The following is a 13,658-nucleotide window of genomic DNA, read 5'->3' on the forward strand; positions in this document are numbered from 1 at the left end:
CGAGAAACCGCAGTTCGGCGTCCGCGATCCATCCGCCGCCGAGACCGAGCAGGGACGCCGGGAGGGGTCCCCGCGAGACCGGTCGCACCAGCGCACCGGCGGCAAAAATCCGGGCGACCGCGCCCACCCCCTTGCTACCGTCCCTCTCATGAAGCGCGCCCACATGACGACGACGCCGGAGAGTGTCCCGGCGCGCTGACCGATGTCTGAGTCCGAAGCCCCGGGGCGAGTGCCCCGGGGCTTCGGCTTGTGCGGTCACTCGCCCGGAGCCAACCGCGAGGAGACCGCCATGAACGACCACCGCAAACTCGGCCGTGAGCTCGGCCTGTTCGACACCGACCCGCTGATCGGGGCGGGGCTGCCGTACTGGTTGCCCGACGGCGCGGTCGTACGGCACGCCCTGGAGGAGTACATCCGTACCGCCGAGCGAAAGGCGGGCTACCGGCATGTGTACTCGCCGGTGCTCGGCAAGCGGGAGCTGTACGAGATCTCGGGGCACTGGTCGCACTACAGCGACGACATGTTCCCGCCGATGGAACTGGGCGGGGAGCAGGTCGTGCTGCGGCCCAGCCTCTGTCCCCATCACGCGGTCATCTACCGCTCCCGCTCGCACAGCTACCGCGAACTGCCCCTGCGCATGGCCGAGTTGGGCGGCATGTACCGCTCCGAGCTGTCCGGCGTACTCGGCGGGCTGACCCGCGTACGGGCCATCCAACTCAACGACGCGCACATCTTCTGCACCCTGGACCAGGTGGCGGAGGAGGCACAGGCCGCCCTGGAGATGATCCGCCGGGCCTACGAGGCGCTCGGCATCAGCCCGGCGCGCTACCGGCTGTCCCTCCCCGGCCCCGGTGGGAAGTACGTCGCCGCCCCCGAGCTGTGGCAGCGGTCCACCGCCCTCCTCACCGAGGTGCTGGAGCGGTCGGGTCTGCCGTACGAGGCCGTCGAGGGCGAGGCCGCCTTCTACGGTCCGAAGATCGACGTCCAGGTCGTCGACGGCGCGGGCCGGGAGTCCACCCTGTCCACCGTCCAGGTCGACTTCCACCAGCCGGAGCGGTTCGACCTGCACTACATCGGTGCGGACGGCGCGAAACACCGGCCCGTCATGGTCCACCGCAGCATCATCGGCAGCGTGGAACGGGCCGTAGCGCATCTCATCGAGGAGCACGGCGGCGCCTTCCCGGCCTGGCTCGCGCCGACCCAAGTGGTCATCCTGCCCGTCTCCGCCGCCGAGTTGCCGAACGCCGTCGCGCTCGCGGAGCGTTGCGCCCACCGCGGACTGCGGGCCGAGATCGCCGAACCCGAACGCGGCAGCCTGGGCGCCCGTATCCGGGAGGCCCGCCTCGTGCCGTACCAGGCGGTGATCGGTGCCAAGGAGGCGGCCGATGATCTGGTCGCGGTGCGCCTGCGGGACGGTCGTCGGCTCGATCCGCTGCCCGTGGGGGAGGTCCTCGGCCGGATCGGTGCGCTGGTCGGCTCCCACCGCACTGACCTGTGGGACGGCGCGCCCCGCTGAGGCCGTGTCCGGCGGGCCAGTTCGACGAACCAGGGCGGCCGGTTGCCGGGCCCAACCGCGGTTTCAGGGTGCTGAAAGCATCCTGAAACCACGCTGAATGCGCCCTGCCGCAACCTCTCCGTCATGACGACAACGACATCGCACTCTCCCGCCATCGCGGCCAAGGGGCTGCGCAAAGCCTACGGGGACAAGACGGTCCTCGACGGCATCGATCTGGCAGTGCCGGCCGGCACCGTGTTCTCCCTGCTCGGTCCGAACGGTGCCGGCAAGACCACCGCCGTCAAGATCCTCTCCACCCTCATCACCGCCGACGCCGGCGACCTGCACGTCGGCGGCCACGACCTGGCCACCGACCCGCAGGCCGTGCGGGCCGCGATCGGCGTCACCGGCCAGTTCTCCGCCGTCGACCGCCTGATCACCGGCGAGGAGAACATGCTCCTCATGGCGGACCTGCACCACCTCTCCCGCAGCGAGGGCCGCCGCACCACCGCCGAACTCCTTGAGCGCTTCGACCTGGTGGAGGCCGCGAAGAAGCCCGCCTCCACCTACTCCGGCGGCATGAGCCGCCGCCTCGACATCGCCATGACCCTGGTCGGCAACCCGCGGATCATCTTCCTCGACGAGCCGACCACCGGCCTGGACCCGCGCAGCCGCCACAACATGTGGGGGATCATCCGCGAGTTGGTCTCCGGCGGCGTCACCGTCTTCCTCACCACCCAGTACCTGGAGGAAGCCGACGAGCTCGCGGACCGCATCGCGGTGCTGAACGACGGCAAGATCGCCGCCGAGGGCAGTGCCGGCGAGCTGAAGCGGCTCATCCCGGGCGGGCACGTGCGGCTGCGGTTCTCCGACCCGGCCGTCTATCAGTCCGCCGCCGTCGCGCTGCGCGAGGTGACCCGGGACGACGAGGCGCTGGCGCTGCAGATCCCCAGCGACGGCAGCCAGCGCGAGCTGCGCGCCATTCTCGACTGGCTGGACTCGGCCGGCATCGAGGCGGACGAGCTGACCGTGCACACCCCCGACCTCGACGACGTGTTCTTCGCCCTGACCGGCACCGCCAACGTCCCCAACCAGACCACCCAGCCCAAGGAGACCGTCCGATGAGCGCCCTCTCCCTCGCCGTACGTGACTCGAACACGATGCTGCGCCGCAACCTGCTCCACGTACGGCGCTACCCGTCCATGACTCTGAACCTGCTGCTCACGCCGATCATGCTGCTGCTGCTCTTCGTCTACGTCTTCGGAGGCGTGATGAGCGCGGGCATCGGAGGCGGCGGCGCGGACCGCTCCGCGTACATCGCCTATCTCGTCCCGGGCCTGCTGCTGATGACCGTCGGCTCCACCGTGATCGGGGCCGCGATCTCCGTCTCCATGGACATGACCGAGGGCCTCATCGCCCGCTTCCGCACGATGGCGCTCTACCGCGGCTCGCTGCTCGTCGGACACGTCGTCGGCAGCGTGCTGCAGGTGCTTGCCAGCCTGGTCCTCGTCGGTGCCATCGCCGTGGCCATCGGCTTCAGGTCCACGGACGCCACGGCACTGGAGTGGCTCGCGGCGTTCGGACTGATCGCGCTGTTCACCCTGGCGCTCACCTGGATCGCGGTCGGGATGGGCATGGCCAGCCCGAACCCCGAGGCGGCCAGCAACATGACATATCCGCTGATCCTTCTCCCGCTCATCTCCAGCGCCTTCGTCCCCATCGACGCGATCCCGGGCTGGTTCCAGCCGATCGCCGAGTACCAGCCCTTCACGCCGGCCATCGAGACCCTGCGAGGCCTGCTGCTCGGCACCGAGATCGGCAACAACGGGTGGATCGCGATCGCCTGGTGCGTCGGCCTGACCGCACTCGGCTACCGCTGGTCGACGGCGCTGTTCAACCGCGACCCGAAGTAGCCGAGATGATTGCGCGGGCTGCCTCCCGCAGCTCGTCCCGCCCCAGGGCGGCGTACTCCGACACCGCGTCGGCGTACGCCGCCCTGTCGGCCTCCTCGGCCGCCTTCCGAGCGCGGTCCGCCGACATCGTCGGCTGGAAATCGCGCATCACCCGCAGCCGTTGGGCCAGCGCGATCATCCGTACGGCGGTGGCGTCGCCGGACGCGAGCCCCGCCATGCCGAGCGCGTGCAGCACCGTCCCGAACACCGCGAACTCCATGGGCGAGCCGGGCGGACCGGAGAGCAGGGTCCGCAGCCTCTGCCGCAGCCGGTCGACCGGCTCCGCGACCAGCTCGAGACGGCCGGCGTGCGCGTGCGCCGTCACCGCCACCGCCAGGATCTGCAGCACCCACCGGTCGAAGAAGGGGTCGCCGCCGTGTATCGAGCCGACTGCGGGCAGAGGCTGCACGGCGCTGCGCCACAAGCCGAGCCCGACCTCCGTCAGTCCGCGGGCGAGCGCGATCTCGGCGCGCCCGAGGAGGTCCATACCGTAGTTGTCCTGCTGCGTGGTGTTGGCGCCCTCCGCCTGCCGCAGCCAGTACTCGGCCTCGTCGGGGTCGCCGCGCTGCAGGCAGGCGAGGACGAGGCTCCAGCGGACGCCGATGATGTCGTGCTCGTCGCCGAGCCGCGGCAGCGCCTCGAGCGTCGCTTTGAGGTGCCCGTACGCTTCCTCGCCCCGCTCCGTCTGCAAGCACAGCTCGCTCAGCCGGGCGTGGCCCATGACCTGAAGGAACGGGGTGTCGACCGGCGCCAGTGCGGCGGTGATCCGGCGAGCCGAGGCGAGCGCGCGGTCGATGTCGTGCTCCGACTCCCAGACGTAGGTGGCGACGCACTCTGCGATGCCGGAGAGCAGCGGCTGCTCGCTGTCGCAGAGCCTCTGCAGCACGTCGTAGTCGGGAGGCAGCATCTCGGGGACCGTGCTCAGCACTGTCGCAATGGCCCGCACCAGCGTGTCCGGCGGGGCCGGGGGCAGCCGCCTGAGGGTGACGAGATGGCGTACGGCGACCGGGCCGTAGCCCATGAACAGGTTCGTCGTGCACATCACCGCGGCGGCGCGGGCGACTTCGACGTATTCGGGCTCGGGGTAGTAGTGAGACAGCGGCGGGCCGGTGTCCGCGGCGAGGGTGACGAGACGGGGGTAGTTGGAGCCGATGGACCACAGGGCGGCGAGGACGGCGGTGAGGGCGGCGGTGGTGGGGCCGTCCGTACGGGCCAGGGCGTGCCGCAGGGCCAGTACGAGGTTGTCCTGCTCGGCCCTGATCCGCTCCCAGGCGGTCAGCAGTTCCGAGCGGAAGAGCCAGTCGTGGTGCGCGACCCCGAAGTCCCGCGCCCAGGCGAGGAACCGGCCGATGGCCTCGTCCTCCTCACCTGCCTCCGCGCACCGGGCCGCACTGAACTCCCGTACGGTCTCCAGCATCCGGAACCGCACGCCGGCCGGGGTCTCGGCGACGGTGAGCAGCGACTGATCGGTCAACTGCTCCAGCAGGAACAGTGCGTCCTCGCCGAGCACATGCTCCGCCGCTTCACCGGAGAAGCCGCCGGGGAAGACGGACAGCGTACGCATCGCTGCCCTGGCCTCCTCGTCGAGGAGGTTCCAGCTCCACTCCACGACCGCGTGCAGCGTGCGGTGGCGCTCCGGCATGTCCCGCACCCCGCCGCGCAGCAGCGCGAACCGGTCGCCGAGGCGGCGGGCGATCTCCGGCACCGAAAGCACGCGCGCCCGTGCCGCGGCCAGCTCCACGGCGAGCGGCAGCCCGTCGAGGTGGCGGCACAGCTCGGCCACCGCGTCCGGCGGCAGCTCCACGCCGGGCCGGGCGGCGCGGGCCCGCTGTGTGAACAGCTCGACCGAGGTGTCGAGACCGAGCTCGGGCAGCGCGTACACCGCCTCCGAGGTGAGGCCCAGCGGAGCCCGGCTGGTGGCGAGCAACCGCAGGTCCTTCGAGGACGAGACCAGGGCCCGTACGAGGTCGGCGGCGCCCCCGATGACCTGCTCGCAGTTGTCCAGGACCAGCAGCGCGGGCCCGGAGCCGAGCACGCCGAGGATGCCGGACACCGGGTCGGCAGGGACGTGGCCGCTCATGGCGCCGGCCCGCCCCTCGCCCGCGCCGAGCGCGGAGGCCACCTCCGCGGCCACGTCCTCGTCCGTGGTGACGCCGGCGAGCGGCACGAAATGCACCACGCGCTGCTCGGCCCGGCGGCTGACGGCGTACGCGAGCCGGGTCTTGCCGAGGCCGCCGGGGCCGACCACGGTGACGGCGCGGGAGGCACGCAGCAGCCGCTGCACCGCCGCGATGTCCTCGTCCCTTCCCAGCAGCGGGTTCGGCTCGTGCGGCACGCCGTGCCGGACCGTGGGCGCCTCGCCCCGCAGCAACTCCTGCTGTACGGCCTTGAGTTGAAGCCCCGGATCCGTACCGAGCGTCTCGCGCAGCTCACGCCGGTACGCCTCGTACCGCGTCAGCGCGGCGGACGGGCCCGCTGTCGCCGCCTCGCCGCGCAGCAGCTCGGCGAGCACCTCCTCGTCGCGCGGACGCTCCGCGGCGGCCACGGCCAGCGGCCCGGCCGCCTCCGCGTGCCGCCCGAGCCGGGCGAGCGCGAGCGCCTGCGCGCGTACGAGCGCGGCGCGGACGGGGGCGCGCTCGGCTCTTAACGCGGCTACGGGGTCGTCGCTGTCGCCGCCCCCATCAGGGGTGCCCTCCCACAGCGCGAGCCCGGCCTCGGCCGCGGTCAGCGATCCCGCGTGGTCCCCGGCCCTGGCCCGGTCCGCGCTCGCGGCGGCCTGCAGCAGCAGGGCGGAGCTGTCGACCTGGTCCTCGGCGAGGGTGAGCCGGTATCCGGTCGGCGTGCTGACGACGACGTCGGCGCCCAACTGCGCCCGCGCCCTGGACACCAGGACCTGCACCGCCTTGCCCGGCCGCTCCGGCAACTCGTCCGGCAGCCACAGCCCTTCCACGAGCCGCTCGATGCTGCAGCCCGTGCGCAAGTCGCCCGCGAGCAGCGCGAGGAGGCCGCGGAGCCGGGGCGCAGTGACCTCCTGCCCGCGATAGGCGACGCGCGGCAGAAGGGTCAGGTCGGTGGTCACCCGTGCAGATTAGCCAAGGCCCGGCCGGCGCAGCCGCGCCCTTCGGGAGGCCGCTCGTTCAGGCAGGTGCGCGGCTTGGCGGTGTGACGACACTCGCCGTTGTGGGCGGATGGCCGGACCAACCCGTTGGGGCTACGGTTGTCCCTTCTTCACGCGCCTTATGTAGAAGGTGTAGCTCCTCCAGAAGAGGATGACAGCCGCGACGGCCACCCCACCCCACCCCGCTCGGCGCCGCGTTCGCCGAATACGGGTGCATCGACTGGCGCTGGCGATTGAGTCGGCCGAACTCCACGTCGCGGCAGGGCCGCAGAGCGATGCCCCGCCTCGTTGACCGTCTTCGACGGCCCGTGCGCGACGGTGGTCAGTACGGCGCTGGAGCGGGAGCAGTCCCAACCGGGCCACCGCAAGGTCCATGGAGGGCTTTCGGGCCGGACACCATCCTGCTCGTCGAGGACCACGCCCTGTGCGAGGACGGTGAGGACCGTGGGGAACTGATGCTCTCCATCTCGCCCTCGGTCAGCCCGCACCTGCTGGGCGCCTTCGCTCAGCAGGGGCGGAAGCCATCCGCACCGTCCTGTTCCGTCACAACGAAGGTTGATCGTTGCGGAGAGTCGGTCGCAGGACGCGAGTTGGACCGAGGAGCCGTCACTGCCCGAGCCGGCGAAGCGGGCAGTGCCGGCTCAGCCGCTCGGCTGAGTCGGGCCCGTGGCTGGTGGCCAGCTTCGCAGGGCCATGTCGGCCACCTGCTGGAGGTCGTCGCGGGTGGCGCCGCTGGCGGCCTGGACGGCGATGCCGTTGGCCACGGTCATGAGGTAACGGGCGAGTAGGCCGGGCTCGGTGCCCGGGGGCAGGTCGCCTTCCTCGACGGCTTGCTCGAACCGGTCGCGGAGGAGGGAGGTGTGCTCGTTGCGCCAGACGATGAGATCGTCGCGGGCGTTGCGTCCCGGGTCGCCGGCGGCGAGGGACCCTTGGACGCCGAGGCATCCGGTGGGGCAGCCGGGGCGGGTGGTGGCCCGGACGGAGCCGCCCAGGAACGCGGTGGCCACCTGTCGGGCGGTCGGTTCTTGCATGGCCCGGGCTCCGTACGAGGCGGGGCCCTCGGTGTAGCGCTCCAGGGCCTTGCGGAACAGGTCCTCCTTGTTGCCGAAGGCCGCGTACATGCTGGTGCGGGTGATGCCCATGGCGCTGGTCAGGTCGGTGAGGCTGGCGCCTTCGTAGCCCTGTTCCCAGAAGACCCGCATGGCGTGTTCGAGGGCTTCGTCGGTGTCGAAACCTCTCGGCCGGCCGATCGGCGCCTTCTGCCGTTTCTCCATGCGATCGATCGTACCTCTTCTGTACTGGTCGGTTCGGAAGGTGTTACAGTCTCGTTCAGTACCGATCGGTACCGAAATTTGTGGAGGTCATATTCATGGGGCAGCTTGAGGACAAGACCGCAGTCGTCACCGGCGGCAGCACCGGGATCGGCCTGGCGACTGCGAAGCGGCTTGCGGCCGAGGGCGCGCACGTGTTCATCACCGGCCGGCGCGAGACCGAGCTGGAGAAGGCCGTCGCCGCCATCGGCAACGCCACCGCGGTGTCCGGTGACGTCAGTGTCGCGGCCGACGTGGACCGCCTGTACAAGCGCGTGCGGGAGCACGGGCAGGGCCTGGACGTGCTGTTCGCCAACGCGGCCATCAATCACATCGCGCCGTTGGACGAGCTCACCGAGGACATCCACGACGCGGTCTTCGACATCAACGTCAAGGGCACCTTCCTCACTGTGCAGAAGGCCCTCCCGCTGCTCAACGACGGCGCCTCGGTGATCCTCACCGCCTCCACCGCCGCCGAGGGAGGCGCCGCGGGCATGAGCGCCTACGGAGCATCGAAGGCGGCCGTGCGGGCATACGCCCGCGCCTGGGCCGACGAGCTCGGCAGCCGGGGTGTCCGGGTCAACGCGATCTCGCCGGGCCCGGTGAACACCCCGTTGTGGGACGCGGCTTTCGGCGATCGCGCCGGGGAGATGATGGAGGCCGTCGCGGCCGGCCTGCCCCCCAAGCGGGTCGCCGACCCGGACGAGATCGCCGCCGCCGTGACCTTCCTCGCCTCGTCGGACAGCAGCTTCGTCTACGGCGCCAATCTCTACGTCGACGGCGGAATGAACCAGATCTGACCGGACCGCCGGGTGGCACACAGGGAATCGGACAACCGGGGGAGGGCGCCGCCGGGCTCACCTCCGTACACGGCGAACCCGGCGCACGTACGTCTGTCGGCAGTACGGCGTAAACCGCGGGGTGCTGACTGCCGCTTTCGCTGCGCTGTGCATTCTTACGAGGTGTCTGTCGTCGGCTCGCCTCGTCCCGAGGAAGTACCGCTCAGGGCCCGTTTCCGCGGACATCAGAACGAGAAGGCACTCGGGCGCCGAGGCGATAGTCGGCAGCGCTTCTGGCGCGCCCGGTCGAGTGATCAGGACGGGCGCGCGGCAGGCCGCCGCCCCGGTTTCGAGGTGATCGCCTGCAGCGAAGAGGCGCGGTTCAGTCCTTGGTGACTACGGTTCGGTCGCTGGAGGTGATGGTTCAGTTCCCGGCGCCGACGATGGCGGTGACGCGGATCTCCACGCGCATGCTGGCGAGGCCGAGGACCGTGACGCCGGTCTCGGTCCAGATCGGCGCGCGGCCGTCGAGGCGACGGCGGAACTGCTCGGCCATGACCGCGTTGACGTCATCGCCGATGGCGTCATCTCCCGGTGCGACCTTGTGGTACGAGTTGACGTGGATGACGTCCTTCCACGTCGCGCCGACCGTGGCGAGCGTGCGCTCCACGTTGTCGAAAGCCTGGATGATCTCGTCTTCCAGCGAGTCGGGGATGACCAGGTCGTCATCCACCCCGGCCTGACCGGAGGTCTCGACCCGGTCGCCGACGCGGACGGCCCCGCTGTAGCCGTAGGCCTCGTGCAGCTTCTCGCCGTAGCCCGGAACGACGCCGAAGGTGACGGTGCTCATGATGTTCCCTCTTCCTGTTCATAGGGGTGCGTTTCCTCTCGCATGAGTTCACGCGTAAAGTGAGACTAGCACGCAATGACTTCAAGCGTGAAGCGATGGCGGGCTTCGTCGGAGGCGGGAAGATCCATGAGTAGTGCGGGAGGGCCCATGAGCGGCACGGGCGAACACGAGAACGATGAGGATGAGGAGCTGCGATGGCTCGACGAGCAGGAGAAGGCGGCATGGACGGGGCTGATCTCCCTTGTCCTGCTGCTGCCCGCCAAGCTGGAGTCGCCGCTGCGGCAGGAACACGGCCTCACCCTGTTCGAGTACCTCGTGCTCAGCCACCTCTCCGAGGCCCCGCAGCGCAAGCTGCGGATGGGAGAGCTCGCCTTCCTCGCCAGCGGGTCGCTCTCCCGCCTGTCCAACGTCACCAAACGCTGTGAACAGCGCGGCTGGGTCCTGCGGACACCCGACCCGGCCGACGGGCGTTACACCCTCGCCGAACTCACCGACGCCGGCTTCGACATCGTGCACCTGGCAGCGCCCACACACCTGCGCTCCGTACGCCGCATCGTCCTCGACTCGCTCAACACGACCGACCAGAAGGCCCTCGCCCGCATCGCACAAAAACTCCGCATCGTCCCCGACGACTTCGGCTGACAGCCGTCCCACGCGACGACCAGAGACGAGCAGGCGCCGAGGTGAGAGTCGGCAGGCCGGCAGTACGGCGTAGACCGCGGGGCGCAGCCACCCCCGGCCCTACTGGTCTCGGGCCGCCCCACGCGCACGGGGAGGGCGGCGACTTCGACCAGGTCAGGCAGATCGGCTCCGTTGCCTTCGACATCGGCAACGAGGAGCGGGGCCAGGAGCGACCGCCCGACGGCGGCAGATGCGGCTCCAGAAGCGACCACTCGCCGCTCGTCAGATCCCCCGACCCATACCCGAACCGACGAGCGACCGGCCAGAAGGCCACATGATCCGCCGGACAGCGCCTGGCGCCATCATCGATGGCTGCCGCTCCGGGGCCCTGCGAGGGGCAAGGGCAGCACCGCATGACCCCAGTACCGGCCTCCCCGTCCGGCACGGGCAACGCCCCCAACTGCGCGCATTGTGGCCGCAGTTGGGGGCCTCTCACTTGCGGGAGAGAAGCCGAGAGTGGGGGAGCGAGCAACCACAACGAACCCGCAGCTTCGAAACCGCCTCACCCAGCGGGGCGTCCCCGAAGCCACACGTACACCGGGATCCCCGCGAACAGGAACAACACCCCCTGGTAGACCGCCGCGTACCCCGCCCCCGCGATCAGCCAGAACGAGAAGGCGAAGGAGAGAACGGCCACGATCAGATCGCGGGCCAGCCCCGCAGGACGTACCCGCTCACGGCTGCCCTGCGCGAGCCAGTACAGCTGGGCCGCCGCCGACAGCAGGTACGGCACGCAGCCGGTGAAGGTCGTGATGAGGACGAGGACACGGAAGGTGGTGTCGGGCCCCGCCGTGTAGTTGAGGGCGATCAGCAGTGTGCCGAGGACCGCGCAGGCCAGTACGCCGAAGCCGGGGACGCCGCCCTTGCCGACGCGGGCGAAGGGCGCGGGGAAGAGCCCGTCGCGGGCGGCGGCGTACGGCATCTGGGCGCTCATCAGGATCCAGCCGTTGAGGCAGCCGACCATCGAGGCGACGGCGACGGCGGCGATGAGCGTGCCGCCCCAGTGGCCGCCGGCCATCGCGTCGACGGCGTCGGCGAACGGCGCCCCGGACTCGGCGAGTTCACCGTGCGGTACGAGGCCGAAGACCGCGACCATGCCGAGCAGATACACGAGCGCGGAGCCGAGCGTGCCCAGGACGCTCGCGCGGCCCACCGTGCGCTCCGGGTCGCGGACCTCGCCCGCGCTCATCGCGGCCGACTCGACGCCGAGGAAGCTGTAGAGGAGCAGCGCGGCGGAGGCGGCGAGAGCGCCGGGCACGCTCTCGCCGGAGGCGTTGAAGGGGCCGAAGTTGTCGGTGTCGATGAAGAAGAGGCCGACGGTGGAGACGAGGAGCAGCGGTACGAACTTCAGGATCGTCGAGACGATCTGCACGCCGCCGACCCAGCGGGTACCGGCGAAGTTCGCGGCGGCGGGCAGCCACAGCGCGGCCATCGCCACCGCCGCCTGCAGCACCTTGTTGTCGCCCAGCGGCAGCAGCACGTCGGCGTATCCGACGGTCGCGACGGCGAGCGCGGCGATGCTGACCCAGGTCATCGTCCAGTACGACCAGGCCGACAGGAAGCCGGCGAACTCACCGAACGCGTCGCGCGGGTACACGTACAGGCCGCCGGTGACGGGGCTGCGGCGTGCGAGTTTCCCGAAGAGCAGTGCGAGCAGCACCGCGCCCATGGACAGGACGAGGAAGGCGAGCAGGCTGATCGTGCCGTACGGGGCGACGGTGGCGGGGAGGGCGAAGATGCCGCCGCCGATGATGTTGCCCATGACGAGGGCGGTGGCGGCGGCGAGACCGAAGCCCTTGGGGCGTATGGACGCCGGGGTCTCGTCGGCCGGCGACGGGGGTACGGGCTCGGCGGCGTCGGTGGTGTCTGCGGCAGGCATGGAGCGTCCGTGGGGAGAGGGGGAGATGAGGGTTGTGATCGTATCCCTCGATCTCACATCGTGGTCGATCTGTTCATGTACTGGACACACAGGGGTGTTTGTGCCCGCTTCGGTTAGCGTCGTTGCATGACCAGTGACGCCCCCTTCTCCGCTCCTCTCCTCGCCGACGCCCTCGCCGCGGGGACGCTCGTGCTCGACGGCGGCATGTCCAACCAACTGGAGTCCGCCGGACACGACCTGAGCGACGAACTCTGGTCGGCGCGGCTGCTCGCGGAGCGGCCCGAGGCGATCACCGAGGCGCACCTCGCGTACTTCCTGGCGGGCGCGAACGTCGCGATCACCTCCAGCTACCAGGCCACCTTCGAGGGCTTCGCGAAGCGCGGGATCAAGCGGGAGCGGGCGGCCGAACTCATGGCCCTGAGCATCGAGTTGGCCCTGGACGCGACCCAGGAGGCGCGCGCGAAGGGCGTAACGCGGCCGCTGTACGTGGCGGCCTCGGTCGGGCCGTACGGCGCGATGCTCGCGGACGGCTCCGAGTACCGCGGCCGGTACGGCCTGAGCGTGGCCGAACTGGAGGCCTTCCACCGGCCCCGCCTGGAGGCACTGGCATACGTCGGGCCGGACGTCCTGGCACTGGAGACGGTGCCGGACGCCGACGAGGCCGAGGCGCTGCTGAGGGCGGTACGCGGGCTGGGGGTGCCGGCCTGGCTGTCGTACAGCGTGGCAGGCGACCGCACCCGCGCCGGGCAGCCGCTGGAGGAGGCGTTCGCCCTGGCCGCCGACGCCGACGAGGTGATCGCGGTCGGCGTGAACTGCTGTGCCCCCGAGGACGTCGACGGCGCGATCGAGATCGCCGCCCGTGTCACCGGCAAGCCAGTCGTCGTCTACCCGAACAGCGGCGAGACCTGGGACGCCGAGGCCCGCACCTGGGCGGGCAGCTCCACCTTCGCGACCGAGGAGGTACGCGGCTGGCAGGAGGCCGGTGCCCGGCTGGTCGGCGGGTGCTGCCGGGTGGGGCCGGAGGCGATCGCGTCGATCTCGGAGGCGCTCAGGGCGAGTTGAGGAGCGGAGCTGGTCGGCCTGAGTGACCGACCCTCAGGCGTCGAAGCTGCGGCGGGAGGCCTCGATATGGGCGAGGTACCGGTGGGTCCAGTCGCACATTCCGTCGATCGTGGCTCGCAGGCCCTGGCCGGCCTCGGTGAGCGTGTACTCGACTCGTGGCGGCACGGTGGGGTGCACGCACCGCTCGACCAGGCCGTTGCGCTCCAGCATGCGCAGGTTCTGGGTGAGCATCTTGTGGCTGATGCCCTCGACCTCGTTCCGCAGCTCGCTGAAGCGCAGGGTACGGTCACCGAGGAACTCGATGATCAGCAACGCCCACTTGTTGGCGACGTCCGAGAAGATCTCCCGCGCCAGAGAGTCCGCGCGCATCAGGTCCGCGTCCTCGGGTGAGCCCGTGAACTGCTTGGTCTCCATTTGGTTCCCCAGTCACTGAAAAGTGCGTTCTTCCATGTCAGCGCTCACTCTCCTACGGTTCCTGAGTAACTACAAGAGAGCACGAACCCTCGGGCTCTCACGACAAGGAGGCGAGCAG

12 protein-coding genes are annotated in these 13,658 nt (G+C 70.6%); 7 read left to right on the top strand and 5 right to left on the bottom strand.

Annotated features, from left to right (window positions below; genetic code table 11):
* The 4 genes from IEZ21_RS47035 to IEZ21_RS22265 form a co-directional block, all read left to right on the top strand.
* Positions 1–199, top strand: a 199-nt coding sequence (locus IEZ21_RS47035) for a hypothetical protein (protein ID WP_213089337.1), incomplete at its 5' end; no start/stop codon positions are given.
* A 3-nt stretch (positions 200–202) separates the two neighbouring features.
* Positions 203–1,516 carry a threonine--tRNA ligase gene (thrS, locus tag IEZ21_RS22255; RefSeq protein WP_373302270.1) on the top strand — a complete coding sequence of 438 codons (1,314 nt, stop codon included), beginning with the start codon at positions 203–205 and terminating at the stop codon, positions 1,514–1,516.
* A 123-nt stretch (positions 1,517–1,639) separates the two neighbouring features.
* Positions 1,640–2,620: an ATP-binding cassette domain-containing protein gene (locus tag IEZ21_RS22260; protein WP_189323687.1), complete on the top strand. Its 981-nt coding sequence runs from the start codon at positions 1,640–1,642 to the stop codon at positions 2,618–2,620.
* Positions 2,617–3,408: an ABC transporter permease gene (locus IEZ21_RS22265; protein WP_189323688.1), complete on the top strand. Its 792-nt coding sequence runs from the start codon at positions 2,617–2,619 to the stop codon at positions 3,406–3,408. Before IEZ21_RS22260 ends, IEZ21_RS22265 begins: the two co-directional genes overlap by 4 nt.
* Here the strand turns inward: IEZ21_RS22265 and IEZ21_RS22270 are convergent.
* Both IEZ21_RS22270 and IEZ21_RS22275 read right to left on the bottom strand, forming a co-directional pair.
* Complete coding sequence (locus IEZ21_RS22270; RefSeq protein WP_189323689.1) at positions 3,389–6,526, bottom strand: ATP-binding protein; 3,138 nt, start codon at positions 6,524–6,526, stop codon at positions 3,389–3,391. The genes IEZ21_RS22265 and IEZ21_RS22270 overlap by 20 nt on opposite strands.
* Positions 6,527–7,206: 680 nt before the next feature.
* Complete coding sequence (locus IEZ21_RS22275; RefSeq protein ID WP_189323690.1) at positions 7,207–7,839, bottom strand: TetR/AcrR family transcriptional regulator; 633 nt, start codon at positions 7,837–7,839, stop codon at positions 7,207–7,209.
* A 95-nt stretch (positions 7,840–7,934) separates the two neighbouring features.
* On the opposite strand from IEZ21_RS22275, the gene IEZ21_RS22280 reads away from it, so the two are divergent.
* Positions 7,935–8,675, top strand: coding sequence for an SDR family NAD(P)-dependent oxidoreductase (locus IEZ21_RS22280; RefSeq protein ID WP_189323691.1), 741 nt, complete (start codon positions 7,935–7,937; stop codon positions 8,673–8,675).
* A 403-nt stretch (positions 8,676–9,078) separates the two neighbouring features.
* Here the strand turns inward: IEZ21_RS22280 and IEZ21_RS22285 are convergent, their stop codons facing one another.
* The gene (locus tag IEZ21_RS22285; RefSeq protein ID WP_189323692.1) at positions 9,079–9,504 is read right to left on the bottom strand and encodes a Rid family hydrolase; all 426 of its coding nucleotides are present in this window, start codon (positions 9,502–9,504) and stop codon (positions 9,079–9,081) included.
* Positions 9,505–9,630: 126 nt separating this feature from the next.
* Between IEZ21_RS22285 and IEZ21_RS22290 the strand changes: the two genes are divergently transcribed.
* Positions 9,631–10,146, top strand: coding sequence for a MarR family winged helix-turn-helix transcriptional regulator (locus tag IEZ21_RS22290; protein WP_189323693.1), 516 nt, complete (start codon positions 9,631–9,633; stop codon positions 10,144–10,146).
* A 541-nt stretch (positions 10,147–10,687) separates the two neighbouring features.
* Here the strand turns inward: IEZ21_RS22290 and IEZ21_RS22295 are convergent.
* Positions 10,688–12,064: an amino acid permease gene (locus IEZ21_RS22295; protein WP_189323694.1), complete on the bottom strand. Its 1,377-nt coding sequence runs from the start codon at positions 12,062–12,064 to the stop codon at positions 10,688–10,690.
* 126 nt (positions 12,065–12,190) lie between these two features.
* On the opposite strand from IEZ21_RS22295, the gene mmuM reads away from it, so the two are divergent.
* Positions 12,191–13,126, top strand: a complete 936-nt coding sequence (mmuM, locus tag IEZ21_RS22300) for a homocysteine S-methyltransferase (protein WP_189323695.1) — start codon at positions 12,191–12,193, stop codon at positions 13,124–13,126.
* Between the two features lie 33 nt (positions 13,127–13,159).
* On the opposite strand, the gene IEZ21_RS22305 is transcribed toward mmuM, so the two are convergent.
* Positions 13,160–13,540: a winged helix-turn-helix transcriptional regulator gene (locus IEZ21_RS22305; RefSeq protein ID WP_189323696.1), complete on the bottom strand. Its 381-nt coding sequence runs from the start codon at positions 13,538–13,540 to the stop codon at positions 13,160–13,162.
* Between the last annotated feature and the right edge of the window lie 118 nt (positions 13,541–13,658).

This window comes from Streptomyces flaveus, from assembly GCF_014647675.1.
In the GTDB taxonomy this organism is placed as follows: domain Bacteria; phylum Actinomycetota; class Actinomycetes; order Streptomycetales; family Streptomycetaceae; genus Streptomyces; species Streptomyces flaveus.